This is a genomic window from Actinophytocola sp. (genome assembly GCF_036402745.1).
Classification (GTDB): domain Bacteria; phylum Actinomycetota; class Actinomycetes; order Mycobacteriales; family Pseudonocardiaceae; genus Actinophytocola.
On record NZ_DASWSJ010000089.1, the window covers coordinates 1 to 23,618 of the forward strand.

Annotated in this window: 27 protein-coding genes and 1 pseudogene; 12 read left to right on the forward strand and 16 right to left on the reverse strand. The window is 71.5% G+C overall.

Translation table 11 applies throughout. The annotated features are described in order from the left end of the window. Positions 1–228 precede the first annotated feature (228 nt). Positions 229–708 carry a methylated-DNA--[protein]-cysteine S-methyltransferase gene (locus VGD70_RS08870; protein ID WP_331079981.1) on the reverse strand — a complete coding sequence of 160 codons (480 nt, stop codon included), beginning with the start codon at positions 706–708 and terminating at the stop codon, positions 229–231. Between the two features lie 383 nt (positions 709–1,091). Between VGD70_RS08870 and VGD70_RS08875 the strand changes: the two genes are divergently transcribed. After that, positions 1,092–1,802 carry a hypothetical protein gene (locus tag VGD70_RS08875; protein ID WP_331079983.1) on the forward strand — a complete coding sequence of 237 codons (711 nt, stop codon included), beginning with the start codon at positions 1,092–1,094 and terminating at the stop codon, positions 1,800–1,802. A 161-nt stretch (positions 1,803–1,963) separates the two neighbouring features. Here VGD70_RS08875 and VGD70_RS08880 read toward each other — a convergent pair whose 3' ends face one another. Next, positions 1,964–2,605 carry a DUF2238 domain-containing protein gene (locus tag VGD70_RS08880; RefSeq protein WP_331079985.1) on the reverse strand — a complete coding sequence of 214 codons (642 nt, stop codon included), beginning with the start codon at positions 2,603–2,605 and terminating at the stop codon, positions 1,964–1,966. A 94-nt stretch (positions 2,606–2,699) separates the two neighbouring features. Further along, positions 2,700–2,891, reverse strand: a complete 192-nt coding sequence (locus VGD70_RS08885) for a hypothetical protein (protein ID WP_331079986.1) — start codon at positions 2,889–2,891, stop codon at positions 2,700–2,702. A gap of 78 nt (positions 2,892–2,969) precedes the next feature. Between VGD70_RS08885 and VGD70_RS08890 the strand changes: the two genes are divergently transcribed. Next, a complete protein-coding gene (locus VGD70_RS08890; protein WP_331079988.1) occupies positions 2,970–3,929 on the forward strand; it encodes a bifunctional alpha/beta hydrolase/OsmC family protein in 960 nt (319 codons plus the stop codon). A gap of 22 nt (positions 3,930–3,951) precedes the next feature. Here VGD70_RS08890 and VGD70_RS08895 read toward each other — a convergent pair whose 3' ends face one another. From VGD70_RS08895 to VGD70_RS08910, 4 genes are read right to left on the reverse strand one after another with little or no spacing between them, the layout of a single operon-like run. Next, the gene (locus VGD70_RS08895; protein WP_331079990.1) at positions 3,952–4,347 is read right to left on the reverse strand and encodes a DUF5709 domain-containing protein; all 396 of its coding nucleotides are present in this window, start codon (positions 4,345–4,347) and stop codon (positions 3,952–3,954) included. A gap of 21 nt (positions 4,348–4,368) precedes the next feature. Continuing rightward, on the reverse strand, positions 4,369–4,626 hold the full coding sequence (locus VGD70_RS08900) for a DUF6510 family protein (RefSeq protein WP_331079992.1): 258 nt from the start codon (positions 4,624–4,626) through the stop codon (positions 4,369–4,371). 1 nt (position 4,627) lies between these two features. Beyond that, complete coding sequence (locus VGD70_RS08905; protein ID WP_331079994.1) at positions 4,628–5,362, reverse strand: ferredoxin reductase; 735 nt, start codon at positions 5,360–5,362, stop codon at positions 4,628–4,630. Beyond that, positions 5,355–5,954 carry a sulfite oxidase-like oxidoreductase gene (locus VGD70_RS08910; RefSeq protein ID WP_331079996.1) on the reverse strand — a complete coding sequence of 200 codons (600 nt, stop codon included), beginning with the start codon at positions 5,952–5,954 and terminating at the stop codon, positions 5,355–5,357. Before VGD70_RS08910 ends, VGD70_RS08905 begins: the two co-directional genes overlap by 8 nt. 220 nt (positions 5,955–6,174) lie before the next feature. On the opposite strand from VGD70_RS08910, the gene VGD70_RS08915 reads away from it, so the two are divergent. From VGD70_RS08915 to VGD70_RS08950, 8 genes are all read left to right on the forward strand, one after another. Further along, entirely contained in the window at positions 6,175–6,699 is a 525-nt protein-coding gene (locus VGD70_RS08915; RefSeq protein WP_331079997.1) for a DivIVA domain-containing protein, read from the forward strand. A gap of 351 nt (positions 6,700–7,050) precedes the next feature. Further along, positions 7,051–8,286, forward strand: a complete 1,236-nt coding sequence (locus tag VGD70_RS08920) for an amino acid ABC transporter substrate-binding protein (protein ID WP_331079999.1) — start codon at positions 7,051–7,053, stop codon at positions 8,284–8,286. Positions 8,287–8,291: 5 nt separating this feature from the next. After that, positions 8,292–9,173 carry a branched-chain amino acid ABC transporter permease gene (locus tag VGD70_RS08925; protein ID WP_331080001.1) on the forward strand — a complete coding sequence of 294 codons (882 nt, stop codon included), beginning with the start codon at positions 8,292–8,294 and terminating at the stop codon, positions 9,171–9,173. After that, positions 9,170–11,002, forward strand: a complete 1,833-nt coding sequence (locus tag VGD70_RS08930) for a branched-chain amino acid ABC transporter ATP-binding protein/permease (protein WP_331080003.1) — start codon at positions 9,170–9,172, stop codon at positions 11,000–11,002. The genes VGD70_RS08925 and VGD70_RS08930 overlap by 4 nt, the downstream gene beginning before the upstream one ends. Next, positions 10,999–11,733, forward strand: a complete 735-nt coding sequence (locus tag VGD70_RS08935) for an ABC transporter ATP-binding protein (RefSeq protein ID WP_331080005.1) — start codon at positions 10,999–11,001, stop codon at positions 11,731–11,733. Before VGD70_RS08930 ends, VGD70_RS08935 begins: the two co-directional genes overlap by 4 nt. Next, positions 11,730–12,581, forward strand: coding sequence for an HpcH/HpaI aldolase family protein (locus VGD70_RS08940; protein WP_331080007.1), 852 nt, complete (start codon positions 11,730–11,732; stop codon positions 12,579–12,581). Before VGD70_RS08935 ends, VGD70_RS08940 begins: the two co-directional genes overlap by 4 nt. Then, positions 12,493–13,368 (forward strand): amidohydrolase family protein, encoded by an 876-nt coding sequence (locus VGD70_RS08945; protein WP_331080009.1) that lies wholly within the window; start codon positions 12,493–12,495, stop codon positions 13,366–13,368. The genes VGD70_RS08940 and VGD70_RS08945 overlap by 89 nt, the downstream gene beginning before the upstream one ends. 47 nt (positions 13,369–13,415) lie before the next feature. Continuing rightward, positions 13,416–14,393, forward strand: coding sequence for an alpha/beta hydrolase (locus VGD70_RS08950; RefSeq protein ID WP_331080011.1), 978 nt, complete (start codon positions 13,416–13,418; stop codon positions 14,391–14,393). Positions 14,394–14,405: 12 nt separating this feature from the next. Here the strand turns inward: VGD70_RS08950 and VGD70_RS08955 are convergent, their stop codons facing one another. The 6 genes and pseudogenes from VGD70_RS08955 to VGD70_RS08980 all read right to left on the reverse strand — a co-directional run bounded on the left by VGD70_RS08955 (position 14,406) and on the right by VGD70_RS08980 (position 20,188). Beyond that, the gene (locus tag VGD70_RS08955) at positions 14,406–15,047 is read right to left on the reverse strand and encodes a TetR/AcrR family transcriptional regulator (protein WP_331080013.1); all 642 of its coding nucleotides are present in this window, start codon (positions 15,045–15,047) and stop codon (positions 14,406–14,408) included. After that, positions 15,044–16,201, reverse strand: a complete 1,158-nt coding sequence (locus tag VGD70_RS08960; RefSeq protein ID WP_331080014.1) for a DUF5624 domain-containing protein — start codon at positions 16,199–16,201, stop codon at positions 15,044–15,046. The genes VGD70_RS08955 and VGD70_RS08960 overlap by 4 nt, the downstream gene beginning before the upstream one ends. A gap of 8 nt (positions 16,202–16,209) precedes the next feature. Next, positions 16,210–17,271 (reverse strand): hypothetical protein, encoded by a 1,062-nt coding sequence (locus tag VGD70_RS08965; RefSeq protein ID WP_331080016.1) that lies wholly within the window; start codon positions 17,269–17,271, stop codon positions 16,210–16,212. 257 nt (positions 17,272–17,528) lie between these two features. Continuing rightward, entirely contained in the window at positions 17,529–18,770 is a 1,242-nt protein-coding gene (locus VGD70_RS08970; protein WP_331080018.1) for an FAD-dependent monooxygenase, read from the reverse strand. A gap of 141 nt (positions 18,771–18,911) precedes the next feature. After that, positions 18,912–19,343, reverse strand: a pseudogene (locus VGD70_RS08975) (serine hydrolase); the annotation flags it as partial. A 398-nt stretch (positions 19,344–19,741) separates the two neighbouring features. Then, the gene (locus VGD70_RS08980; RefSeq protein ID WP_331080019.1) at positions 19,742–20,188 is read right to left on the reverse strand and encodes a lamin tail domain-containing protein; all 447 of its coding nucleotides are present in this window, start codon (positions 20,186–20,188) and stop codon (positions 19,742–19,744) included. Between the two features lie 134 nt (positions 20,189–20,322). Here VGD70_RS08980 and VGD70_RS08985 point away from each other — a divergent pair, with 134 nt between their 5' ends. Continuing rightward, positions 20,323–21,072, forward strand: coding sequence for a polysaccharide lyase family 7 protein (locus VGD70_RS08985; protein WP_331080021.1), 750 nt, complete (start codon positions 20,323–20,325; stop codon positions 21,070–21,072). Between the two features lie 198 nt (positions 21,073–21,270). Here the strand turns inward: VGD70_RS08985 and VGD70_RS08990 are convergent, their stop codons facing one another. The 3 genes from VGD70_RS08990 to VGD70_RS09000 are packed head-to-tail and all read right to left on the reverse strand — an operon-like array spanning position 21,271 to position 22,723. Further along, positions 21,271–21,834, reverse strand: coding sequence for a hypothetical protein (locus tag VGD70_RS08990; RefSeq protein WP_331080023.1), 564 nt, complete (start codon positions 21,832–21,834; stop codon positions 21,271–21,273). Between the two features lie 59 nt (positions 21,835–21,893). Continuing rightward, on the reverse strand, positions 21,894–22,130 hold the full coding sequence (locus VGD70_RS08995) for a helix-turn-helix domain-containing protein (RefSeq protein ID WP_331080028.1): 237 nt from the start codon (positions 22,128–22,130) through the stop codon (positions 21,894–21,896). Then, positions 22,130–22,723 carry a TetR/AcrR family transcriptional regulator gene (locus VGD70_RS09000; protein ID WP_331080024.1) on the reverse strand — a complete coding sequence of 198 codons (594 nt, stop codon included), beginning with the start codon at positions 22,721–22,723 and terminating at the stop codon, positions 22,130–22,132. Before VGD70_RS09000 ends, VGD70_RS08995 begins: the two co-directional genes overlap by 1 nt. Before the next feature lie 79 nt (positions 22,724–22,802). Between VGD70_RS09000 and VGD70_RS09005 the strand changes: the two genes are divergently transcribed. Beyond that, a partial coding sequence (locus VGD70_RS09005; RefSeq protein ID WP_331080026.1) for a quinone oxidoreductase occupies positions 22,803–23,618 on the forward strand: 816 nt, incomplete at its 3' end.

Sequence of the window (23,618 nt, forward strand, 5' to 3'; positions counted from 1 at the left end):
GCACACCTGATCACCACCATCCCCGAACGGTGCGCAACCTGGGCCTGGTCCCACTGGCGCCGACGCCACCAACACCGCGCCAAACAAGCCCACTACCAGCGAAGACACACCCGAGATCACGAAGTGCTGCTGGAGTATTAGGGCGTGTCCTGCGGATCATGAAACTGGGTCCTTGAGCCAGATCGGTCGCCGCCGGCTGGTGCGGGGTGTGCGTCAGTCGCGCGACGGTCACCACAGACCGGCGGTCGGGCTCTCCAAGTTCAGTAGGAAACGCTTGCGCTTGAGGCCTCCCGCGTAACCGGTGAGCTTCCCGTTCTTCCCGACGACCCGGTGGCACGCCACCAGCACGGACAGCGGGTTCCGGCCGACGGCCGCGCCCACCTCGCGGGCTAAGGCCGCGTCGCCCAGGGCTGTGGCCAGCTCGCCGTAGGTGACGGTGGCGCCGTAGGGCACGCGGGCCAACTCCGTCCAGACCGAGCGCTGGAACTGGTCGCCGTCGGCGCGTAGGGGGACGGCGAACGTCGTGCGGGTGCCGGCGAAGTACTCGGTCAGCTGGCGGGTGACCTCCTCGAACCCGCGGTCGTCGCGGGGGCCGACGGTGGGTGGGCGGTACCAGTGGTGCGGGAAGTAGAGGCCGGTCAGCTCGCCCCGGTCGGCGACGAGGGTGAGCTCTCCCAGCGGGGAGTCGATGGTGGTGTGGGTCGTCATGCCCTGTAGACGCGTCGGCGGGGTGGAACGTGAGATGGCTTTACGCCGCCAAAGGAACTAGCTAGTCTCAGTGTGACTAGAGGCGGTGGGGAGATGGGCGTCTGCGCGGTGCTGCCGGACGGGACGCCGAGCTACGCGCCGATCGGCAGCGTGGTGCGCGACGGCGCGTGGGTCCTCTGCCACCTGTGCGGCCGCTGGTTCCGCTCCGTCCCGGCGCACCTGCGCTCACACGGCTGGGACCACTTCGCCTACCGGGAGGCGTTCGGGCTCGAGCGTGGCCAGTCGCTCGAGGGCGACGGCACCCGGGACCGGCGCTCGGTCGCCCTGCGGGAGCGGCGCGCCAACGACCCGGCGGTGCGTGCGGGCTGCGAGATCGGCCAGGAGTGGGCGCGGTCCGGCGCGCTGACGAAGGCCGCGGCGGAGGCGGCGCGCGGGCGCCGGCAACCGAGCAGCGGCGGCGCAAGACGTTGCGGACGCTGGCCGGCATCACGCTCGAGGCCAGGGCGGCGGGTTCCCGCCGCCATGCCGACGACCGGCTGCGGCGCGTCGCCCGGCACGCGGCGGAGACGTTGGGGTACAAGGATATCGGCACGCTGGTGCGGGACCGGACGGCGGCCGGCGCGAGCCTGGCGGCCATCAGCCGGGAGGCCGGCCTGCACAAGGACTGGCTGTGCCGCCACCTCGAGACCGTCGCCCCGGCGGTGGCCGACGAGGTCACCCGATCCGGCCGGGGGTGGGACGCGCGCTGGCTGCCGATCGTGCGGCGGCTCGGCTTCGCCGACGTGGCCGCCTACCTCACCGACCGCCACGTGCTCCGCCACCGCACGGTCAGCGCGATCGCCGCCGAGGTCGGCCTACCGCGTCCGGCCGTCGACTCGGCGCTCACCCGCCACGGCGTGCGCCGCACCCCGCACGCGACCTCCCGGGCCCGCCGCGACGACCGCGCGTCGGCCGTGGCCGCCCGGTTCGGCCACCCGACCCTCGATGCCTACCTCGCCGACCGTCGTGCCGCGGGCCTGAGCTGGCGCGCGATCGCGGCGGAGTGCGGGCAGCCGCAGACCTGGGTGCGCCGCCGGGCGGGCCTGTCGACGTGACCGCCGAATCCTTGCCCGCGCGGCGGAAACGGGACTCCGGCCGCAGGCGCGGGCGTCGGCCGGAAGCCGGTCCCGTACACCGCCGGGCAAGCCGTCGTGGGCGTAACCGGCGGCGGCCGGGACCGTCGAGCCGGTCACGGTACTGGTGACGTCGACCGAGGTCATGCTGGCTGTCGACGGGCGGCACCGGACAGCTGGGCGTCGTGCACCCGGCGCAGCACCAGCTGCGCCACCAGCGCGCCGCACAGGCACAGGAACATGTCCCACTGGGTGTCCCACACGTCCCCCTGCGTCGCGAGGAACTCGTCGGCGCCCGCGCCGAGGATCAGCGCGGACGCCCACTCGACGAACTCGAAGCACGCGCTGATCGACAGGCACACCGCCGTCGTCAGGGTGAACGTCCAGCCGCCGCGGCGCAGCGGGGTGAGCCGCAGCAGCAGCTCCCGCACCAGGATCGCCGGCACGAAGCCCTGCACGAAGTGGGCGAAGCGGTCGTAGTGGTTGCGCGACAGGTCGAAACTCGCGCGTGCCCAGTTGCCCAGCGGCGTCTCCGCGTAGGTGTAGTGCCCGCCGTAGCAGAGCACGATCGCGTGGAACACCAGCAGCCAGCACGCCAGCCGGGTCAGCGGGAAGCGCCGCCGGTTGAGCAGCACGATCGGCGCGCCGAGGAAGATCCAGACCACCTCGAGCGCCCACGTGCCGAGGCTCTTGGCGCCGATCGCCGACCACACCAGCGCGACGACCAGGATCGCGACCAGGACGAACCCCTCAGGGCGGGACACGGTGCGCACACGGTGGGGCATCGCGCCACTGTGCCGTACTCACCCCACGCGTGGGGGATGGGGGAGGAACGCCTGGTCCAGCACCTTCCCGCGGTTGGCCGGGTCGGCGCCTGGGTCAGGTACATCTTTCGCACCAGGCTCCCGGCCCGCGTGCGGATCTCGACGTGGCGCCGGTCCTCCGGTTGCGTGGTCCGATGTGGACGGGCAGGCGCAGGTCGTGCCGGTCGTGGCGGACCGAGGTCCCGTAGTCGACGGCCAGCGGCACGACGACGACACCCGCGCCGGCGGCGAGGTTGACCGATGTCACGCACGTCGTTGGTTCGGTGCCCGGCGGGTCGCGGACCGGTCGTGAAAGGATCGGGTTCTCCGACCGGTGGGGGCGAGGATGCGCGGCGAGACCCTGGACCTGCCCGACGGCGAGCCCCGTGCCTACGCGTTGTTCGCCCACGACACGGACGCCGCCGCGCGGATCGCCCGGGTGCTCGTCCGCGCCGGGACAGCGGTGCTGCGCACGTCCACTGTGGACGATCTGGAGCGCGCCGCCGGCCGGCTGCGGGAGCGGTACGCGGCGCCGACGCTCCTCATCGGACACGCGGCGGGCGGCGCGGCCGTGCTCGCGGCGGCCGCGCGCATCCCGGAGGTGCGGGCGGTCGTGACGATCGGCGCGCCCGCCGAGCACCCCGGTCCGGTCGGCGTCCCGCTGCTGGTGCTGCACTCACCGGTCGACGAGGTCGTCGGCATCGAGAACGCGCGCCGGATCTTCGACGCGGCCCGCCACCCCAGGTCGTTCGTCGCGCTCGACGGCGCCGACCACCAGCTCAGCGACCCGGCCGACGCGGACTTCGCGGCCACGATGATCGCGACGTGGGCGTCCCGGTACCTGCCCGAGGCTCCCGCGCCCGCGCGCCCGCAGGAGGGCAGCGTCGTGGTCACCGAGACCGGCGACCACGCCTACCAGCAGCGCATCGTCGCCGGCCGGCACGTCCTCACCGCCGACGAGCCCCGCCCGGTCGGCGACGACACCGGGCCCGGGCCGTACGACCTGCTGCTGGCCAGCCTGGGCGCGTGCACGTCGATGACGCTGCGGATGTACGCGCAGCGCAAGGACCTGCCGCTGACGAAGGCCACCGTCCAACTGCGACACTCGCGCGTCTACGCCGAGGACTGCGCGACGTGCGAGACCCAGGTGGGCCGCATCGACCGGATCGAGCGCAACATCCACCTGGCCGGCGACCTGGACGACGAGCAGCGCCACGCGCTCCTCGAGATCGCCGACAAGTGCCCGGTGCACCGCACCCTCAGCGCGGAGATCGCGATCGACACCGCCCTGGACGGTTGGCCCTGACAGAGGCTCCGCCGGACGCTGGCTACTCGCGGTCGTCGGGGACTATGTGGACCGCGGCTTCCTCGGCGGAGGCCGCCGCGCCGTCCACGCCCACGTCGCGGGCGTAGAGGTACGCGTCGGTGTCGTCGGCCGTGCCCTCTGCCTCCTCCACGAGCCTGCCCGAGCGGGCCACGCCCACCTCGTCGTCGTACGGCTCGCCGTCGGTGTCCGACGCGTCGCCCACGCCGTCGTCGGACTCGTCGGACACGTCGGGCAGCTCCCGGGTCAGCCGGCCCTCCAGCGGCTCGTGGCCGTCGAAGAAGTCCGACGGGCGCTCCGCCGGTGAGTAGCCCTCGTCCAGCACGTCCTTGACGCCGCGGTCCACGAGGGTGTCCTCGGGCTCCAGCAGGTCGGACTCGCTGTCGATGTCATCTCTCATCTTCGTGCTCCTCGAATTCGGTCAGGCGAGCGGGATGCGCACCGCCCGCGCCCCGCGCAGGTCCAGCCACGCGTCGGTCGGCGTGCGCACCAGCCTGGCCACCACCGAACCACAGGGCGCGCACCGCGCGACGACCCCGGGTCCTTCGTACACCCGGCTCTCGGCGAACGGGCCGGTCGCACCGCAGGCCGCGCAGGTCACCACGGCCGTCGTGACATCGATACCCAGCGCCTCGGCGAACATGCCGGCCGCGCCGTTGCCGTCGATGAACGTGCTCATCTCATCCTCCAGTCGGGCCGAACCGCTCGGTGCGGATGCTCGCCGGGTCGTGCCCCCGCGCCAGCAGCAGCTCGGCGACGGCCTCCACGAAGCCGGTCGGGCCGCAGACATACGTGCGGGCCCCGCTGCCCGGCGGCCACGCGGCGGCGAGGTCTCCCGGGCCGATCCGGCCGGCGGGCCGGCTCGTGCCGAAGGCCTTGCGCGTGTAGAGCACGGTGACCTCCAGTCCCGGCCCGGACCGCAGCTCCGCGTCGTAGTACACCTCCGCCGGCGTGCGGACGGAGTAGATGAGCGTGAACGGCGCGGGGTTCGCCAGCCGCGATCGCTCGCGCACCATCGCCATCAGCGGGACGATCCCCGAGCCGCCCGCGACGAGCAGGACCGGCATGGGCTCGTCACCGCGCCAGGTGAACCAGCCGCCGACCGGGCCCCGCAGCTCGACCTGGTCGCCGGGGACGAGGTCGTCGACGAGGTAGGGCGACACCTCGCCGTCGTCGACCCGCTGGACCGTCAGCTCGACCCGCTCGCCGTCGGCCGGCGCGGCGATCGAGTAGCTGCGCTGGGCGCTGTAGCCGTCGGGCGCGGTGAGCTTGACGTCGACGTGCTGGCCGGCCGCGTGCCCGGGCCAGCCGGGGACGTCGAAGACGATCGTCCGCGCCGACGGGGTGAGCTCTCGTGTGCCGGTGGCCGTCGCCACCAGCCAGCGCAGCCGGCGTCGCTGCGCGACCTCAGTCACCGGTGTACCGCTGCTCACGCCACGGGTCGCCGTAGTTGTGGTAGCCCAGCGTCTCCCAGAAGCCGGGCTCGTCCTCGGTGCGCAGGTCGATGCCGGTGACCCACTTCGCGGACTTCCAGAAGTACAGGTGCGGCACCAGCAGCCGGGCCGGCCCGCCGTGCGCGCTGGGGAGGTCCTCGCCCTCGTAGCGGTAGACGACCCAGGCCTTGCCGTCGAGCAGGTCCTCGAGCGGGAGGTTGGTGGTGTAGCCGCCGTAGGAACGCACGAGCGCGTAGTCGGCCGCTGTGTCGACGGCCGCCAGCAGCGTGTCGAGCGAGACGCCCTGCCAGGAGGTCGCCAGCTTGGACCACTTGGTGACGCAGTGAATGTCCACTGTGGGCTTCTCGCTCGGCAGGCCGAGCAGCTGCGGCCACGTCCAGGCCTGCTCGGCGCCCGCCTCGGTGCGGATCGTGAACCGCCAGTCGTCGAGCCGGACCGACGGCGTGGGGCCTGCCTGCAGCACGGGGAAGTCGCGGGTGAGGTACTGGCCGGGCGGCAGGTCGGCCGCCGTCGGCTCGCGCCGGCCGCGGAACCCCCTGGTCACGATGCTCATGGCGCCTCGATTCTCGCCCTGTAGCCGCCAGCCTACGTGGGCGAGCCGGCCCCAAACAGTGGTGCGCGGCGGTGGCAATGCGAGAACGACACGCAAAATGCATTACGCACACAAAGGGGTCGTTGACAGGCCGAATATTATCACACCCGTCCAGCCTCGTCAGAGAGCGCGTGGAAGGTGAGGGTCCGGGTTGAGCAGGCCAATACCACCGCCATTGACGGTGCGGGACGTTCAGGAGGTTGTTTTCGACCGGGCCGGCTTATTCTCCAGCGGATATGACGAGGACCAGGTCGACAAATTCCTCGACCGGGTCGCGGACACGGTCGAGGGCCTGGTCGTGCGGCTCGCGGAGAAGCAGAACGAGATCGACCGGCTCAAGCACTGGCGCGAGCAGACCGGGCCCACCGGCATTTCCGAGGCGGAGCTCCAGGTGCGCGCCGACCGGATCCTGGACGAGGCGCGGCGCCGGGCCGAGGAGCTCGTGCGCATAGCGAACGCCACGTCCCGCCAGCTCGAGACCGAGGCGCGGACCCGCGCCACCCGCATCCTCTCCGACGCGAGCCGGCAGGCAGGGACCACGGTGGGCCAGCAGGGCCGCGGCGTCAACGTCCAGGCCGACCTGGCCGCGTCGGCCGTCGAGGTGGGCACCCGGATCGGCAACATTCGCGACGCGCTCACCGCCGAGCTGTCGAACCTGTACCGGGTGATCGGCCAACTCCACAACGAAGGCGTCGACCGTCCCTGACAATGCTGTCGCGGGAAATTGTTGCCTACTATTCGACGTGATTCCTGGTCGCTGAATTCGGGCGCCATCCGGAATTCGCGCCGCACGGGTTTGTCTGTGGTGGCGGCCGAGACGAGAGGCCTGGCGGTCCGCCGGGCCGCCAGGTCCCGGCCTGCCCGCGGCTCGTCCCCTGGATCGATCCACCCGGGTGCCCCCGCCGCTGGGGCATGACAAGACGACCGCCCGGCCCTATGATGAATCGGAATTCACCTTCACAAACGGCGGATGTGCGTGCTGGCCACGTCGGCAGCCGACCGTCGGCACGGCCCCGAACCGGCGACGCTTCCGGCGTCTTCAGCGCAGGTGGTAGTGATGCAACGTCGCATTGGCAGTTCCAGGCCCGCCTTCGGCCGGCGCTCGTTCCTCGTCGGCGGGGGCGTGGCGCTGCTGTCCGTCGCCGCGTGCGGCTCGTCGACCGGCGCCGGCGCCGGGAAGCTCAAGATCGGCGCGTCGCTGCCGCTCACCGGGCAGGGCGCGGACGCCGCCGACATGGGCTACAAGGGCTACCAGGTCTGGCAGAAGGTCGTGAACGACGCCGGCGGGCTGCTCGGCCGCCAGGTCGAGCTCACCATCCTCGACGACGGGTTCGACCAGAACACGGTCGTCGCCAACTACAACCGGCTCATCAGCCAGGAGCGCGTCGACCTCCTGATCGGCACGTTCTCCTCGTTCCTCAACCTGCCGGCCTCGGCGATCGCCGAGCGGCACGGCATGGTCTACATCGAACCGTCGGGCGGCGCGAACGAGATCTTCGAACGCGGCCTGAAGCGGCTGTTCTTCAGCCAGCCGGGCACCACCGAGACCAGCCACGAGATCTTCTCCGAGTTCGTCGAGTCGCTGCCGGCGGCCGACCGGCCGGCCACGGCGGCCTACCTCAACCAGGACGACCCCAGCACCGACCTGCCGGTCCAGAACTTCCAGAAACGGCTGGCGAAGGCCGGCATCCGGACCGTGTACGGCCAGAAGTACCCGCCCGACACCACGAACTTCGACGCCATCGCCAACTCGATCCGGCAGGCCGCCCCCGACCTGCTGATCCACGGCGCGCTCGAGACCGACGGGTACGGCCTGGTCCAGAGCCTGCAGAAGGTCGGCTTCACGCCGCGGATGCTCTACCAGACCAGGGCGCCCACGAGCACCGACACCTACCCCGAGGCCATCGGCAAGGCCAACACCGAGGGGATCTTCACGTTCGGCGCCTGGCACCCGGCCGCCAGGTACCCGGGCAACGCGGAGTTCGTCAAGGCGTTCACGGCGCAGTTCACCGAGAGCCCGGCCGAGGACGCCGCCAACTCCTACACCGCGGTCCAGGTGCTGCAGGCCGGCGTCGAGGCGGTCGGCAAGATCGACCAGGACGCCATCGCGAAGTGGTTGCACGCCAACACGGTGGACACCATCGTCGGCCCGCTGAAGTGGGACGAGCGCGGGGTGCCCGACGGCGCGCCGCTGCTGATGCAGTGGCAGAAGGGCACGCTGGAGGTCGTGGGGCCACCGCAGGCCGCCACCGTCGACGCGGCCGTGCTCGCCAAGCCGGCCTGGACGGCCTGACCGCGATGGGGCTCGTGCAGGCGTTGTCCTTCGGGTTGCTCGTCGGTGGGGTGTACGCGCTGGGCACCTGCGGGCTGTCGCTGATCTACGGGGTCATGCACATCGTCAACCTCGCGCACGGCGCGCTGCTCATGGCCGGCGCGTTCCTCACCTACAGCATCTGCACGGCGACCGGCGTCGACCCGTTCGCGACGATCCCGGTCGTCTGCGTGGCGACGTTCGGGATCGGCTGGCTGTGCTACCGCCTCGTGATCCAGCGCAGCCGGCGGGGCGGCCTGCCGGCGGTCATCCTCGCCACGCTCGCGCTGTCCATGGTGCTGGAGGGCGGCACGATCCTCATCTGGGGACACCAGCCGCACTCCGTCCCGACCGGCTACGGCCGCACCTCCATCCACCTCGGCGACATCGTGCTGCCCACGGTGCAGGTGTACGGGTTCCTCGTCGCGTTGCTGCTGCTGGCCCTGCTGTACCTGCTGCTCACCCGCACCTGGCTGGGCCGCGCCGTGCGCGCCGCGGCGGCCAACCCGGAGGGCGCGGCGCTGATCGGCATCCGGGTCGAGAAGGTCAACGTGGCGACGTTCGCGATCGGGGCGGCGTGCACCGGCGCGGCGGGCTCGATCTTCGCCGTCCTGGCCCCGTTCACCCCGGACAGCGGCGAGCACTGGATCGGCCTCGGCCTCGCCATCGTGGTGCTCGGCGGCATGGGCAGCCTCGGCGGCGCCTTCGTCGGCGCGCTCCTGTTCGGCATGGCGGAGACGCTGACGACCACGTACGGGTCGGCCGCGTGGGCGACCGCGATGCCGTTCGTCGTCATCGTGCTCGTGCTCGTCGTGCGTCCGCAGGGTCTGTTCGGCACCCGGGTTCGAGAGGATGTGGCGCGCGCATGACGGGCCTGCTCGCCCGCCCCCGCACGTGGGTCGTCGTGGCGGCCGCCGGGGTGCTCGCGGCGGTTCCGCCGCTGTGGGACGACAGCTACTACCAGAACATGCTGATCATGATCTTCCTGATGGCGGTCATGGCCAGTGGCTGGAACATCATCGGCGGCTACACCGGCTACATGTCCTTGGGGCAGAGCGTGTTCCTCGGCGTCGGCGCCTACGCCACGGCCATCGCGGCCAACGGGTGGGCGATCTCGCCGTTCCTCGCGGCCCCGGTCGGCGGGCTCGCGGCCGGCACGCTCGCGGCCCTGATCGGCCTGGTGACCGGCCGCACGCGGGGGCACGCGTTCGTCATGGTCACGTTCGCGATCCTGGACCTGTTCGGCATCATCGCGCTGAACTGGACCGCGGTCACCCACGGCAACGACGGCATGCTGCTGCCCCTGCCGGACTGGGACCTGGCGTACGCGAACTGGCCGTTCTACTACGGGCTGCTCGGCCTGCTGGCCCTGACGCTGCTGCTGTCGTGGGGCATCCGGTCCTCCCGGTTCGGCGTCGGCCTGCTGGCCATCCGCGAGGACGAGGACAAGGCCGCGAGCATCGGCGTCAACACGCCGGTCTACAAGCTCCTCGCCTTCATCGCGAGCAGCGTGCCCATCGGCATCGCCGGCGGAATCTACGGCTACTACCTGAGCTTCCTCGACTCGAGGGCGATGTTCAGCATCGTCACGAGCGTGATGCTGGTGCTCGCCGCGCTGCTCGGCGGCGCCGGCACGCTGTGGGGTCCGGTGCTCGGCGCGTTCCTCATCGAGCCGCTGTCCCAGCTCACCAACCAGCAGTTCACCGGCCCGACCGCGGGCGCGTGGCGACTCGTGCTCTTCGGCGGGATCCTCGTGGTGGTCGTGCTCTTCCTTCCGCACGGCGTCATCCAGGCCGGCAGGCGGCTGCTGCGCACCCGGCGGGCGAGCGGGACGGCGGCCGCGGTCGGCAGGCGGCTCGCCACCAGGACGGTGACGGCCGAGTCGGTCCCGCGCTGGCTGGTCCGCGACCGGGACGCGGTCGTGCCCGCCGGTGCGGTGCTCGAGATCTCCGGGCTGCGCAAGAGGTTCGGCGGGCTGACCGTGCTCGACGGGCTGGACCTCACCGTCGAGCACGGCTCGATCACCGGCCTCATCGGACCGAACGGGTCGGGCAAGACCACCGTGTTCAACGTGGTCGACGGCGGCATGCGGGCCGACGGCGGCGAGATCCGGTTCGACGGCGTCCGGATCGACCGGCTGAGCCGGTGGGACCGCAGCCACCGCGGCATCGGCCGCACCTACCAGATCACCCGGGTGTTCCCCGCGCTGACGGCGCTGCAGAACGTCGTCGCCGGCGCCCGGGGCTTCTCCTTCGCCGGGCTCGCCGCGCCGGCGATGACCGGCGCGCAGGCCGCCAGGGGAGCGGAGCTGCTCGACCTCGCCGGCCTCGCCGACTACCGGGACCTGCCCGCCGGCGAGCTGTCCTACGGCCAGCAGAAGCTCGTCGAGCTCGCCCAGGTGCTGATGCTCCAGCCGCGTCTCGTGCTGCTCGACGAGCCGGCCGGCGGCATCAACCCGACCCAGCTCGAGCAGCTGGGCGGCCTGATCCGCGAGCTCAACCGGGCCGGCACCACGTTCCTCGTGGTCGAGCACAACATGCCGTTCGTGCTCGGCCTGTGCGACTCGGTCCGGGTCCTCGCGAACGGGACGTGCATCGCCTCCGGTCCGCCGGACGAGGTGCGGCGCGACCCCGCGGTGCTCGAGGCCTACCTGGGCGAGGACCTCTCGCTCGAGCACACCACGGGGACGGCCCGATGATCTCCATGCGGAAGGTGTTCGCCGGCTACGGCGGCGGCGATGTGCTGCAGGGGCTGGACCTGGTCGTCGAACCGGGCTCGGTCACCTGCGTCGTCGGTCCCAACGGCGCCGGCAAGTCCACCGTGCTGCGCACCATCAGCGGCGTGCTGGCGCCCCGGCTCGGCGAGATCCACTACGCCGGCGCCGACATCACCGGCCGGCAGCCGGCGGACAACATCCGGGACGGCATCGTGCAGGTGCCGCAGAAGAACGGCCTGTTCCCGGGCATGACCGTCGAGGAGAACGTGCTGCTCGGTGGCTACGTGCGCCGCCGGGACACGGCGTTCCTGCGCCGGCGGCTGGCCGCGCTGGCCCACCAGTTCCCGATCATCGGGGAGCGCGCGCACGAGCCCGCGGGCAACCTCTCCGGCGGCCAGCGGCGCACGGTCGAGTTCGCCAGGGCGCTCATGCTCGAGCCGAGGCTGGTGCTGCTCGACGAGCCGTCGCTCGGGCTCGACCCGCGCTCGCTCGGGCTGGTCCGCGACGCGGTGGCGACCATGCGCGACGCCGGCATGACGGTCCTGCTCGTGGAGCAGAACGTCCGGTTCGGCCTCGGCCTGGCCACCGACGGGGTCGTCATGGAGAGCGGGCGGGTGCTCATGGCCGACAGCGCCGGCACGATCCTGCGCGACCCGGACATGGGGGCGCTGTTCCTCGGCGGCAGCACGCAGCGGTCCGGGCGGCCGGCATGACGTTCCTGGCCCGGCTGCGCGCGGGTGAGCTGACGCTGATGCTCGGCATCCGGGGCAGCCGCACGGCCGAGATCGTCCACATCGCCCGGTCGACCGGCCATCACGCGATCCTGGTGGATCTGGAGCACTCGCCGATGTCGACCGACGTGGCGGCGCAGCTGTGCATGGCCGCGGGCAGTCTCGGGCTGACCGCGATGGTGCGGGTGCCCGAGCGGGAGTACGGCATGATCGGCCGGCTGCTCGACGGCGGCGCGCACGGGATCGTGGCTCCCCGGGTCGAGACCGTCGAGGAGGCGCGGCTGGTCGCGCGGGCGTGCCGGTTCCCGCCGCGGGGGCAGCGGTCGCAGACCGCGATGGTGCCGCAGCTGGGAATGCGGCCGGCACCGGCCCGCGACCTGAACCCGGCGCTGGACGACGTGACCGTGGTGCAGATCCTGCTGGAGACGCCGGCGGGGATCGCGAACGCGGACGCGATCGCCGCGGTGGACGGCGTGGACATGCTCGCGATCGGGGCGAACGACCTCACCGCCGAGCTCGGGGTGCCCGGCAGGTTCGACGACCCGCGGCTGCGCGACGCGGTCGCGACCGCCGCCGCGGCATGCCGGCGGCACGGGAAGCTGCTGATGGTCGCGGGGGTTGGTGACCGGGCGGTGCTCGACGCGCTCGTCCCGCTGGGGGTCTGTCCACTGAGGCTGACCGGAATGGACACCGCGCTGCTCTACCAGGCCGTCAACGAGACCGCGGAAAGGACGAGGACCCATGCCTCCGGCATTCGCCCGCACGACGCCGATGCGCCCGGCGGAGACCAACACCAGGCCGCGGTTCACGCTGCCGACGGGCAGCTGTGACACGCACTTCCACGTGTTCGAGCCCGGGTACCCGCACGTGCCCGAGCCGCTCTACACGTTCCCGGACGCCACGCTGCAGAAGTACCTGAAGGTCACCGAGTGGCTCGGGATCGAGCGGATGGTGCTGGTGCAGCCGACTTTCTACGGCACGGACAACAGCCTGCTGGTCGACGTGCTGCGCGAGGTGGGCCCGCGCTGCCGCGGCGTGGCGCGGATCGCCGACGACGCGAGCGACGCCGAGTTGGACCGGCTGCACGAGGTGGGGGTGCGGGCGATCCGGCTCGACCTGTTCGCCCGCGCGTCCTGGCCGACCGAGGACATCATCGGCTACGTCCGCGCGATGGTGGCCCGCGCCCGGCCCCGCGGCTGGCACGTGCAGTTCTACACGCCGGGCACGGTCGTGCGGGACCTGCTCGGTTTCCTCGCCGACCTCGAGGACCCGTTCGTCATCGACCACATGGGCTACCTGAAGGAGTCCGACGGGCTCACCGGCGCGGACCGCGACCGGCTCGTGCGCGTGCTCGGCGGCGGGAGCTGCTACCTGAAGCTGTCCGGGCCCTACCGGCTGGTCGGCGACGCGCCGCTGTCCACTGTGGAGCCGCTCGGCCGGGCGCTCGTCGCCGCGCGGCCGGACCGGCTCGTCTGGGGCTCGGACTGGCCACACCTGCCCGACGGCCGGCGCGACACCGGCGAGTTGCTGAACCTGCTCGCGGACTGGGCACCGTCCGAAGTGGACCGACGGCGGATCCTGGTGGACGCGCCCGAGCGACTGTTCTTCGCGAACTGACAAGGGAGGAACCTGTGCATGCCCCTTCGCTCGAGGCGATCCGCGCCATGTTGAAGGAGACCGGCGGCGCCATCTCCTCGACCGTGGCGCCGAGCGACACCAGCACGAGCATCGTGGTCGCGGTCGCGCCGCAGCCGCAGCTCGACCTCGGGACCTGCGAGGTCGAGCTGCACCACGACGTGGGGTACGCCGCGCCGACGTTGCCGGACGGGACCACCTACCAGCTCGCGATGGACGTCCAGGTGCCGAGGTCGCCGGGTCGCAAGCCGCTCGTCGTGTACGTCACCGGCGGCGGTTTCTTCCTGCACGCCAAGGCGAACGCGCTGCCCCTGCGCACCTTCGTCGCCGAGGCGGGCTTCGTCGTCGCGAGCATCGACTACCGCACGATCGGCGAAGGCGCGACGTTCGCCGACGGCGTCGCCGACGTCCGCGCCGCGATCCGGTTCCTGCGGGACAACGCCGACGAGTACGGCATCGACCCGGCCCGCGTCGCGCTGTGGGGCGAGTCCGCGGGCGGCTACCTGGCCGCGATGAGCGGTCTGACGCTGGGCCGGCACTCCCTCGCCGGCGAGGACCCCGCCGCCGACGAGCCGGTCCGCGCGGTGATCGACAAGTTCGGCGTCGGCGACTTCGCCGCGCTCGCGGCGGACTTCGACGAGGCCACCCGGGCGCACTACGCCGGACCGGACAGCAACCTCGCGTGGTACCTCCACGGCCGGGACAGCGGCAGGTCCCCGGCCGACGACCCGGCGACCGCCGCGCGCGCGAACCCGCACACCTACGTCGACGCCGGCGCGCCGCCGTTCCTGTTCCTGCACGGCAGCGCCGACACCGTCATCTCGCCGAGCGCGACCCTGTTGCTGCACAACGCGTTGCGCGCCGCGGGCGCCGAGAGCACGCGGTTCGTCCTCACCGGCGCGAGCCACGGGGACCTGCCGTTCCTGGACCTGCCGGACGGCGGCCTGGCGTGGTCGACCCGCGAGGTCATGGGGTGGAAGGTGGACTTCCTGCGCGCGTGGACGTAGTCGCCGCACCGGTCACCCGGCGGGCGGTGTGCCCAGCAGGCCGCCCGCGATGAGGTCCGTCAGCGTCGCGATCGCGTGCTCGTCGCTGCCGCGTTCCTCGTTCTCGGCGAAGTGGTGGTAGCAGAAGTACTCGAGCATGCACACCAGCGCGAGGGCCGCGATCCGCGCGCCCTCCTCCGTACGTGCCACGGGCAGCCGGGTCTCCCGCACGTGCTGGGTCCACACGCCGACCTGGCGCTCCCGCAGGCGGTGGTGGATGCGGCGGAAGTCCTCGCTCATCACCGCTGCCTGGAACACGCCGACCATCACCGGCAGGTGCTCGACATAGGTGCCCCAGAACGCCTCGACGTGGCGGCGGACGTCGGCGGTGGTGGCGATCTCGTGCGTGTGGCCCATGTGCGCGACGACGTGCGCGTGCAGCGCCTCCTCGAAGTCCTCGGCCAGCGCCCTGAGCAGGGCGTCCTTGTCCGCGAAGTACCGGTAGAACGAGCCGACGGCCTTGCCGGCCTCGGTGGTGATGTCCGAGATCTTGGTCTCGGCGTAGCCCTTGCGCACCAGCAGCCGCCGCGCGGCGTCCTTCAGCTCCGCCTCGGTGCGCGCCGATTTCGTCTGCTCTGCCACCACGTCCCGTACCTCGCCTCGCTCGCCACTCACAGATCCGTCGGGTACCGCACGCCGGTGAGGCCCGGGACGGTCACCCGCGCCGGGTCGTTGCCGGCCGCCGCGAGCGAGGCCACCGCGAAGTCGGTGACGCAGCCGGACAGCAGCTGCCGCGGATCCTCCAGCACCACCCGCAGCCTGGTCACCATGGCACGCATGTCGTCGGCCGAGTGGATCACCGGCATCTCGCTGACCTCCGTGACGCCCGGGTCGCCGACGTCGGGGAACGCGACGGCCCCGGGGGCGAACCTCGGGTAGCCGTCGAACATCACCTCGCCCAGCTCGACCGTCGCCCTGGTGCCGGCCCAGATCGCGCGCAGGTGCGGCTCCAGCGCGCTCACCTCGGACAGGTCGCCGCCGGTGGGGCTGGCGAAGGTGGGCGCGTGCGGGGCCAGGTACATGCGCTCGAGTGGCAGCCGGTGGCCGGACGCCCCCAGGATCATGGTGGCCACGCTACTGGTGTTCCACGTGACGCCGGCCGTCGCGCGGCCCTGCTGACCGGCGATGACGACCATGGCCCGCGCCCAGTCGACGTCCTGGGACCGGAACCAGCGGGTCACCCGGTGCCCGATGTCCAGGCCGACGAGGAAGAACGTCGCGATCATCACGTGGTTGACCGGCACCGGACCGCCCTCGAGGTAGTCGGCGCGCAGCGTCTCGGCGGTGAGGTGGTCCTCGTCGGCGAGCGCGGTGGTGAGGTAGCGAGCGGTGACGGCGCAGCAGTAGTCGATCATGTCGGCGATCGCCTGCTCGCGGCCGCGGTACGCCTCGACCGCGATCGTGTCCCGCCACAGCTCGACGCTGTTCGCGGTCCGGGCGGCCTTGACCTCGGCCAGCAGCCGCTCCGCGTCGGGCCGCCAGGAGCCGTCGCCCATCGCGCGGACGGTGACCAGGGTGGCCAGCGCCGGACCGAGGTGCGACACCGCGGCCAGCTCCTTGAACCCCCTGGTGGACTTGCGGAAGCCCTCGACCGAGGGCGGCCGGCCGGTGCCGGGGTAGAGCGCGATGTCGGTGCTGGTCGCGGCGATCAGCGGGGCGTCGCGGTCCCGGTCGGCGACGGCCCTGCCCAGGCTCCGGCCGATGGCGTCGGGACCGGCCGTGTAGGTGGTGTACAGCCGGACCAGCTCCGGGCTCTCGTTGGCGACCATGCCGCTCCTCAGTCCGACTCGGTGAACCGGTAGACCACGGTGTCCGTCGCGAACCGGACGTCGGCGCTCAGCGCGTTGGAGACCGCCACCAGCGGCCCCCGCTCGTCGGCGATGACGGCGACGTCGGTCCCGCCGCTGGTCGGAAACTCGTCGACGACGGCCAGCTTCCCGTCCTGCCACTGGTAGAGCTGGGAGGTCAGCGCGGTCGTCGGCGCGGCCGGCGTGCCGAGGATGAAGTTGACCCGCACCACGTACAGCCCGTGTCTCCCGTGGATCACCGCGAGCTCGCGGGCGCCGGGCCAGTCCAGCTCGGCGTGCTCGACGAAGGTGGCGCCGTCCCAGCGGAGCAGCCGCGACGGGCCGGCCAGGCACGCGACGAGCAGGTGGTCGGCACCGTCGGCGGTGAACGAGGCGAAGGCGCGCCCGTGATGTTCGGCCAGGTCCTGGTGGACGGCGAAGCGCTCGCCGTCCCAGCGGTACAGCCGCGAGGGGGTGACGTGGTCGGCGTGCGCGAGGAAGTCGTTGCCACCGGCGGAGAAGGCGTGCCAGTTGTAGGCCCACCGGGACGGGATCTCCTGGAACGGCTGGAACCGCGTGCCGTCCCACCGGTAGATCTCCGACGGCCGGTTGACCTTCTCGGTGCCCGGCAGCGCGACCCCCTGGGCCAGCGCGAGGAAATGCTGGCCCGCGACGGTGAAGTGGCGCCACTGCTTGGCGGCGAACCCGGCGAAGGACTGGAAGTGCTCGAACGCGGACCCGGTCCACTCGTAGAGAACGGAGTCGATGCCGAACTCGTAGGGCCCGCGGCCGCGGCGGATGCTGGCCGTCGCGAGGAAGGCCCGCTCGCCGATCGTGAAGAACTCCGCGTCCTCGCCGCCGGGCACGGGGAGCGTCCGGAAGCGCTCGTAGCCGGTGGCGGTCCGGCGCAGCAGGACCAGCTCGGTGTCGCTGTCGCCGCCGTTCATGGCCGCCGGCTCCCCGGGCACGTCGACGGCAAGCTGCGGCACGGCGAGCAAGGACATCCCGCCGAGCTGGAAGGGCTCGACGGCCCGTGCGGCGGACGTGGGCACCCGACACCACTCGACGAGACCGGCGCTGGCCACAAAGCCTCCAAAATGACGATGAATTCACTTTCATGCTACCGCGTCATCGTCCGACCGTGCCATCCGGACCAAGAAGGGAACATGGTGCCGCCGGAAACACAGAACCGCAGGCCAGCGGTAAGCCGACCTGCGGTCCAAAGGATGTGTCAGGTGGTGCTGAAAAGCACGTCGACCACGGCCTGCGCGTGCGCCCTGGCGGCGATCTGCCGCAGCGCCGCGCTGAGCTAGGCCTCCGCCTGACCGCTGTTGACCTGACCTCGCGAGCCGCCGGACAGCTGGGCGTACTGGCTGACCATGGCGTCGAGCTCGGCCGGGTCGATCACGTCCGCGAGGCGGTCGAACCCGTTGGGAGCGCGGCGTTCGACCTCGTCGATCACGCCTTCCGGGCCGCCGGTCCGGTTGCGCAGAACCAGCTCGCTGGTGGCCGGTAGCCGGTCGCGCTGGTAGGAGAGCACAGCCTCGGCGGGGTCGGAGTGCCGGGTGAGCTGTTCGGCCAGGCTCGCCGCGTCGAGGATCGCCTGGCCCGCGCCGTTCGAGCCCATGGGGAACATCGGGTGGGCCGCGTCGCCCAGCAGGGTGACGCGGCCGTCGCTCCAGTGTGGCAGCGGGTCGCGGTCGCACATCGGGAACTCGAACGCCTCCTCGGTGGCGGCGACGAGCGCGGCGTGGTCGAGCTGCGAGATGCGGAAGTGCTCGACGTGCCGGTGCAGGTCGGCGGGGTCGGCCGGGCGCGACCACTCCTGCCGGCTCGGCGGCGGGTCGCCTGCCCGCCCGGTGAGGACGCAGATGGCCCAGTTCGTGAGCCGCGTGTCCGGTGTGCGCCCCGCGGCGATCGGGTAGACGACCAGCTTGGCCGCCGTGCCGCCGGCGACGAGCATCGAGCGGCCGGTGCCGAACACCGGCCAGTCGGTGGCGCCGCGCCACATCATCACGCCGTTCCACCGCGGCGGGCCCTCGCCGGGGAACATGAACGCGCGCACGGTGGAGTGGATGCCGTCCGCCGCGACGAGCACGTCGCCGTGCGCCGGCTCGGTCCGGTCGGCGAAGTGCGCCCGCACCCCGCCGGGGTCCTGCTCGAACGCGACCAGCCGGTGCCCCGGTCGTACGGCCGACTCGCCGAGTCGCTCCCGCACCGCACGCAGCAGCATGCCCCGCAGTCGGCCGCGGTGCAGGCTGATCTGGGGGAGCGCGAACCCGGCGTCGGTCCCGCACGGCCGGCGCAGGATCTCGTGCCCGAGCCGGTGTGCGTAGGTGAGGTCGTGGGTGCGGACGCCGACCTCGTCCAGCCGCCCGAGCAGCCCGAGGAGGTCGAGCTCCTCGACCGCGCGCGGCAGCAGGTTGATCCCGACCCCCGGTTCCCGCAGCTGCTCCCCCTGCTCGAACACGACGCAGTCGATCCCCTTGCGATGCAACAACAGCGCCGTGATCAGCCCCCCGACCCCACCCCCGACGATGACGACTCGCATCGCTGCCCTCCCAGCTGTGTTCACGGGAACCCGGGAAGGCATCCGCTCAGCGCCTTCGGAGCCTCCTCGGATGCACCCATGATGCATGCCATCGTCGGGCGTCGTCCGGGGCCGCCCACGACGGTCGGCCCCGGCTCCGGGTCAGGACCGCGTGCAGAGCGCGGTGTCGAGTGCGTCCTCGATGTGTTCGGCGGCGGGCAGCTCGGTCGGCGGCGCGGTGACGACGACGGTGGCGGCCCGGCCGTCGTCGGTGACGGCGTTGCGGGTGACGTAGCCGGGGGCGTTGCCGCCGTGGGTCCAGGCGATGCCGCCGCAGCTCAGTTCGACGGTGGCGAGGCCGAGTCCGTAGCGTGCGCTGCCGGTGGTGTCGAAGTCCGGGGCGTCGACCATCGTCTTCATCTGCTCGAGCTGCTCGGGCTCGAGCAGCTTGCCGGTCAGCAACGCGGTGAGGAAGGCGTTGAGGTCGCGGGGAGTGGCGACCAGCTGCCCGGCCGCCCATCCCATGGCCGGGCCGTCGGCGCGGCGGCGACGGCGAACCCGGTCGGCGTCGCGAGCGCGGCCGCGCCGAGGGACAGCCGCAGACGTGCCGGGCGTGGTCGTTCGGTGCGCGGGTCTGACATGGGATCACCTTTGCTGGGGCGGTCTTCGACGCTGTCAAGACTGCCGTCGCAGAGGTGATCAATCGATCCAGTGCGCTACACACTAAGGGGTACAGCCAGCACCACCATCGCGACCGATTATCGCCAACCACGGGCCGGTGTGCCGAGGCCAGGTCGCAGGCCGCCGCGGCTCTGGCCGGGCCGGCGCTGGTGCGCATCGACCTCGGGCGACAAGGCCGCGGCGCTGGGTGCGGCCGGCGCGCGGTGCGAGTGGCCGGCGACCGCCTCGGTTCGACGGTCGCCGGCAATGCCGTGGCCGCCGCGCGAGCGCCGCCGGTGACCACGACGACGTCCTCGCCCAGTAGCGTGATCTCAGCAGTATTTCCAACTGCCCGTGCTGCCCCAGGAGCAGGAGTCGACCAACGTCCCGCTCGCGGTGCGCAGGTAGGCCGCGTCGCCGGTGTTGTTCCAGATGTACCAGGCCTGGCCCCAGAAGCGGTTGTTCCAGTTGTTGGTGCCCTTGCCGGTGTGCAGGTACAGGTACTGGCCGGGGTTGATCCGGGTCGTGGGGAACTTGTACACGTGGCCCTGCTTGTCGCGCATCGTCCAGCCGGTCGCGTATTTCGCCACGCTGGCGGTGTTCTTGAGCGTGATGTACTCCGCGTTGAGGCTGGCGTTGCTACCCGTGTCGCTGCCCGGCGAGTTGTAGTACGCCCGGTAGATCACGATGCCGCCCGCCGCCTGGGCCGGCGTCACGACGATCGCGCCCACTAATGCCGCCAGCACAACGACCATCACCGCGTTGACCACTCTGCGCATGGTGTTCCCTTCTCGACTGATTTGCCTACGCAAGTTCGCCAAGACGCCGCCGGCCGTTACAACGGGTGGTCGATTGGATGACCGGTTCCGGCCATACCGGCGCGCTGCCCGATATCGAAAAGTTATCGTTGGTCATGAAACGCGCCCTGCTCATGATCGTCACCGCCCTGGTCGCCAGCGTGGTGCTCGCGCCGCCCACCACCGCGTCCACAGTGGATGCCTGCACTTACCCGGCCGACATCCTCAACCTCAGCAACTGGAAGGAGACGCTGCCGATCGGCGGGGACGGGTCGCCGACCGAGATCAAGCAGCCCCGGCTGGACACGTACGCGATCGCGCCGTGGTTCCGGGTGAACTCCACCTGCGACGGTGTCCGGTTCCGCGCGGCGGTGGACGGCGTGACCACCAGCGGGTCGAGCTACCCCCGCTCCGAGCTGCGCGAGATGACCGGCGGCGGGTCGTCCAACGCGAGCTGGTCGTCGACCTCCGGCACCCACACGATGACCGTCGACCTCGCGTTCACGCACCGGCCCAACGACAAGCCCCACGTGGTCGGCGCGCAGATCCACGACTCCGGCGACGATGTCACCGTGTTCCGCCTGGAGGGCAACAGTCTCTACGTCACCAACGGCGACGACACCCACTACAAGCTGGTCACCAGCTACCCGATCGGCACCCGGTTCACCGCGAAGTACGTGGTCAGCGGCGGGAAGACCAAGGTCTACTACAACGGCACGCTGCAGACCACGATCAGCAGGAGCTACTCGGGTGCCTACTTCAAGACCGGCGCGTACACGCAGGCCAACTGCACCAACTCGGCGCCGTGCGACAGCACCAACTACGGCGAGGTCACCGTCTACGGCGTCACGGTCTCCCACTCGTAGGAAGTCCGTCAAAGGTTCTCAAGTGCTACAGACTTTGCCTTGCGGGCAGTATTCACGTGTGACCAGACTTGCGGACCTGACAATCACGAGAACGACAAAGGCGCTGAGGGCGCGCCCTGTCGACTTTCCGGACCGATGTTGCGACCAAGCGGAACAGCTCATGCATTGTCCGGCTCACGCGCTCATCGAGGCCGGTGGTTATCCTTCGGGCGTCTCTTCGGTGACAGGCACAAGCTTGGCGAGCTGCCATTCGTAGCTCTCCGGTGCGGCACCGATCGCGATGCCGATATCTGCTTTCGCAGCCTCGTAGAATCGGCGCCTCGCCTTGCTCGCCGTCGCGATGGCCTGCGGCCAGCCGATCCCGGCGTCGGCGCCTGAGGCAATGCGTTGCAGGCGGAAGACGCTCTCGTGCCAGGCACGCGCGGCGAGGACCGTGGTGTCCGTGCCGAGCAGGAGGACCGTCTCCCACTTCATGGTGCGTTCCTCTTCCGCGGCGGCCAGTGCCGGGATGCCTTCCTCGGGAGGAAGAGCGTCGATGTCCGGGTGGATTCCGCGATGGGCAGCCAGCCTGACCGCGACGGAGCTGACCTTCTTGATGGCATGCGCGTACTCGGCGTAGGCGGTGAGCCTGAGGCTGTCCCAGCGCACCGCCTGGGACCGTCGCCATCGGGCGCGTTCTGCGGCAGAGGTAGCCGCGTACGTGGCGAACGCGCCGACGATGACGCCGATCAGCGCGGGAAGCTGCTGTAGGAACGTTTGCACGTAAGGAAGATTGTCATGTTGGCCGGTCTCGCTACATACCAGCCACCTCCCACCGGCGGCTAGCTGGGCGCCGTGGTGGAGGTGTGGTCGATGCGGGTGCGTTGCAGGGCCCACCATGCCTCCAGGGCGTGGTTGGGGTCGCGGAGGTCGATGCCGGTGAGTTCCTCGTAGCGACGCAGGCGGTAGCGCACGGTGTTGTGGTGGACGGACATGCGTTCGGCGGTGAGGTCGGCGCGCATGCCGAGGGTGAGGTAGCGACACCGAACCTGACCTGCCTCGTCGCCGCCGATGCTCATCACGGGTGCGCGCTGGCTCGCAGCAGTGTCAGGGAGGTGTCCAGGGCGGCCTCCAGGTGGGCGATTCCACCGGTGGACATCAGGATGGTCACCCCGCCCTGCACCGCGGCGACGAGTGCGGCGGCCGTACGGTCGGCATCCAGCCACCGGTCGACCTCGCCGGTCTCCTGCATGCGCTGGACGCCGGCCCGCAGTGCCGCCTGCCACTGCTCGATCAGCTGGGTGGTAAGCGCCTGTGCCGCCGGGGTGGTGCGGCCCAGTTCGGTGATGAGCACGCCCAGGGGGCAGTTGACGCCCTGCTGCTCGTAGCGCCGGATGACGGCGTCTCGCCAGTCCTGCCATGCCTGCCAGGTGGTCAGGTCGTCCAGGTGCGGCTGCTGGTCTTCCAGGACCCGTTCGGCCTCGCGGGCGGCCACGGCGAGCAAGAGATCCTCCTTGCCTCCGGGGAAGTAGTGGAAGATCTGGCTCTTGCTGGTCGAGGTGCGGACGCGGATGTCATCCAGCGTCGTCGTGGCGGCGCCATGTTCGCGGATTTCGGCGGCCGCGCCGTCGATGATGCGGCGCCGGGTCGCGGCTCCTTTGGTGGTCAGCATGACCCTCCTCGTTTTGGACTTGCGGGTCCATTTTATGCGAGCGAGTCTGGGCGCAGACCAAGCAGAAAGGTGCAGGAACATGCAGGCGATCGTCATGGAGCAGCTGGGCGGCCCGGAGGAGCTCCGGATCGCGGAGCGCCCGACTCCTCTTCCCGGTCCCGGCGAGATCCGGGTCGACCTCGGCGCGGCCGGGGTGAACTTCATGGACACCGGAACGCGCCGGCTCGGACCGGCGGTGGGCCAGGTGCCATTCGTCCCCGGCGTGGAGGGGGCCGGCCGGGTCAGCGCGCTCGGCGCGGGCGTGACCGAGTTCGCCGTCGGCGACCGGGTCGCCTGGGTGTTCGTCTACGGGTCGTATGCCGAGCAGGTGGTGATGCCGGCCGCGAGCGCCGTGCCCGTACCGGACGGCATCTCCGACGAGGTGGCGGCGAGCGTGATGATGCAGGGCATCACCGCCCACCACTTCGCCACCGAGGCCGCGCCCGTCGAGGCGGGGCAGGTGACACTGGTCCACGCGGCCGCCGGCGGGTTGGGCCAGAAACTCACCCAGCTGATCAAGGCGCGCGGCGCCACCGTGATCGGGCTGACCTCCACCGCCGCGAAGGCGGACCGCGCCCGGCAGGTCGGGGCGGACCACGTCGTGGTCTCAACCGGGGACGCCTTCGTGGCGCCGGTCATGGAGCTGACCGGCGGGGAGGGCGTCCACACCGTGTTCGACGGCGGGGGAGAGACGACGTTCCGGGCGTCGATGAGGACCCTGCGCAGGCACGGCACGCTGCTGTACTACGGCGCCGTCATCGGCTCGGTCCCCATCGTGAACATGCGCGAGTTGCCCAACAGCATCAAGGTCTGCTACCCGGTGTTCCGCGACCACATCCCGACCCGAGAGTCGCTG

Bases quoted from the DNA above. Each gene is read 5' to 3' on its own strand.
- VGD70_RS08870 (WP_331079981.1), bottom strand. From the start codon at position 708: ATGACGACCCACACCACCATCGACTCCCCGCTGGGAGAGCTCACCCTC.
- VGD70_RS08880 (WP_331079985.1), bottom strand. From the start codon at position 2,605: ATGCCCCACCGTGTGCGCACCGTGTCCCGCCCTGAGGGGTTCGTCCTG.
- VGD70_RS08890 (WP_331079988.1), top strand. From the start codon at position 2,970: ATGCGCGGCGAGACCCTGGACCTGCCCGACGGCGAGCCCCGTGCCTAC.
- VGD70_RS08895 (WP_331079990.1), bottom strand. From the start codon at position 4,347: ATGAGAGATGACATCGACAGCGAGTCCGACCTGCTGGAGCCCGAGGAC.
- VGD70_RS08900 (WP_331079992.1), bottom strand. From the start codon at position 4,626: ATGAGCACGTTCATCGACGGCAACGGCGCGGCCGGCATGTTCGCCGAG.
- VGD70_RS08910 (WP_331079996.1), bottom strand. From the start codon at position 5,954: ATGAGCATCGTGACCAGGGGGTTCCGCGGCCGGCGCGAGCCGACGGCG.
- VGD70_RS08920 (WP_331079999.1), top strand. From the start codon at position 7,051: ATGCAACGTCGCATTGGCAGTTCCAGGCCCGCCTTCGGCCGGCGCTCG.
- VGD70_RS08925 (WP_331080001.1), top strand. From the start codon at position 8,292: ATGGGGCTCGTGCAGGCGTTGTCCTTCGGGTTGCTCGTCGGTGGGGTG.
- VGD70_RS08930 (WP_331080003.1), top strand. From the start codon at position 9,170: ATGACGGGCCTGCTCGCCCGCCCCCGCACGTGGGTCGTCGTGGCGGCC.
- VGD70_RS08935 (WP_331080005.1), top strand. From the start codon at position 10,999: ATGATCTCCATGCGGAAGGTGTTCGCCGGCTACGGCGGCGGCGATGTG.
- VGD70_RS08940 (WP_331080007.1), top strand. From the start codon at position 11,730: ATGACGTTCCTGGCCCGGCTGCGCGCGGGTGAGCTGACGCTGATGCTC.
- VGD70_RS08945 (WP_331080009.1), top strand. From the start codon at position 12,493: ATGCCTCCGGCATTCGCCCGCACGACGCCGATGCGCCCGGCGGAGACC.
- VGD70_RS08950 (WP_331080011.1), top strand. From the start codon at position 13,416: ATGTTGAAGGAGACCGGCGGCGCCATCTCCTCGACCGTGGCGCCGAGC.
- VGD70_RS08960 (WP_331080014.1), bottom strand. From the start codon at position 16,201: ATGGTCGCCAACGAGAGCCCGGAGCTGGTCCGGCTGTACACCACCTAC.
- VGD70_RS08970 (WP_331080018.1), bottom strand. From the start codon at position 18,770: ATGCGAGTCGTCATCGTCGGGGGTGGGGTCGGGGGGCTGATCACGGCG.
- VGD70_RS08980 (WP_331080019.1), bottom strand. From the start codon at position 20,188: ATGCGCAGAGTGGTCAACGCGGTGATGGTCGTTGTGCTGGCGGCATTA.
- VGD70_RS08985 (WP_331080021.1), top strand. From the start codon at position 20,323: ATGAAACGCGCCCTGCTCATGATCGTCACCGCCCTGGTCGCCAGCGTG.
- VGD70_RS08995 (WP_331080028.1), bottom strand. From the start codon at position 22,130: ATGAGCATCGGCGGCGACGAGGCAGGTCAGGTTCGGTGTCGCTACCTC.
- VGD70_RS09000 (WP_331080024.1), bottom strand. From the start codon at position 22,723: ATGCTGACCACCAAAGGAGCCGCGACCCGGCGCCGCATCATCGACGGC.